Below are 1,509 nucleotides of genomic sequence, written 5' to 3' on the forward strand. Positions count from 1 at the left end.
CTCAACAAATGCGCGATTTTCATCGGACTTGGTATCGTCCCGAATGGATGACGGTGGCGGTGGTGGGTAATTTGCCTGTAGATGATTTAATGGCTATTGTGAGCGATTCTTTAGATACTTTAGGCAGTAAGGGCAATTCTGGGCTTATTTCTCATCCTATCGCTAATCTACAGCCCGAAGCTCCTTTTAACGAGATTATCCGTCAAGAATACGAGGATGAAAATTTGCAGCAGGCCCGCTTAATCCTATTTTGGAAAGTGCCGGGGTTGAGAGACTTAGAAAAAACCTATCCTCTCGATGTTTTAGCGGCTATTCTTGGTCAGGGCAAGGTATCGCGATTATTTCAATCTCTGCGCCAAGAAAAGGCCTTAGTTTCCCAAATAACTGCCAGTAATATGTCCCAAGCAGTGCAAGGAGTGTTTTCCATTTCGGCCCAATTAGCCTCGGAAAATATCGAGCAAGTGGAGAGGGAAGTCGTAGCACAGATTAGACAAATTCAACAGAAATCTGTGACAGTTTCTGAACTGGAACGAGTTAAAACCCAAGTGGCCAATCGGTTTATTTTTAGCAATGAAAGACCGAGTGATCGAGCTAACCTTTACGGTTATTATCATACTCAGATCGGTGATTTACAACCGGCTTTTTGTTATCCCCAACACATTGAAGCCCTCACTTTAGAGGATATTCAAAATGCCTGTCAAGAGTATTTAAATCCCAACGCTTACGGTGTGGTAGTGGTGAGACCAATTCAGTAATCAGTAATCAGTGAACAGTAATCAGTAAACAGTGAACAGTAATCAGTAAACAGTGAACAGGGATAAAGATGAAAATAAATAAATAAATAACTAAATAACTAATTAACTTACATCTGATAACTAAATAACTAATTAACTTAAAACTTACATCTGATAACTGATAACTGATAACTGATAACTGATAACTGATAACCTATGTGGACTCAAATTGCTCGACATATTACCCAAACCACGGAAAAACCCTTTGAAATCGAGAAAAGTCGTCCCGTTAGTGGTGGCTGTATCAATCAGGGTTATGCCGTTAGTGGCAATGGTTTAATTTATTTCGTTAAGATTAACCAAGCGAACCAAGAAGCCATGTTTGCGGCCGAAGCTTTAGGATTAAAGCAAATTCACGCTACCAAGACTATCAGGGTTCCAGAGCCAATTTGTTGGGGAATTGCCGATAAATCTAGTTATTTAGTTCTAGAGTGGCTAGAATTCGGCGGTGGCGATAGTCAAAGCTGGGAAAAAATGGGGCGAAATTTAGCTCGTTTACATCAAGTTTCCCTGTCCGATCGCTTTGGTTGGCATTGTAATAATACCATTGGTTCTACTCCCCAGATTAATACTATTAGTAACAGTTGGGCGGATTTTTTCGCTCATCAGCGTATTGGCTATCAATTAAGACTTGCGAAGGAGCGCGGCGGCAATTTTCCCGACGAGGATCAAGTTATTCCCGCTATTAGCGAGATTTTGAGTCAGCATCAACCCC

The 1,509-nt window shown here is 41.2% G+C and carries 2 protein-coding genes; both read left to right on the plus strand.

Going from position 1 to position 1,509, the window contains the following annotated elements; all coding sequences use genetic code 11:
• Window positions 1–755 (plus strand): M16 family metallopeptidase (locus PX484_RS11210; protein ID WP_288103853.1); only part of this gene is annotated, 755 nt, incomplete at its 5' end.
• A gap of 195 nt (window positions 756–950) precedes the next feature.
• The coding region (locus PX484_RS11215; protein WP_288103855.1) for a fructosamine kinase family protein at window positions 951–1,509 on the plus strand (559 nt) is incomplete at its 3' end.

Origin of the sequence: Microcystis sp. M49636_WE2 (assembly GCF_030065375.1) — a bacterium.
In the GTDB taxonomy this organism is placed as follows: Bacteria; Cyanobacteriota; Cyanobacteriia; order Cyanobacteriales; family Microcystaceae; genus Microcystis; species Microcystis aeruginosa_C.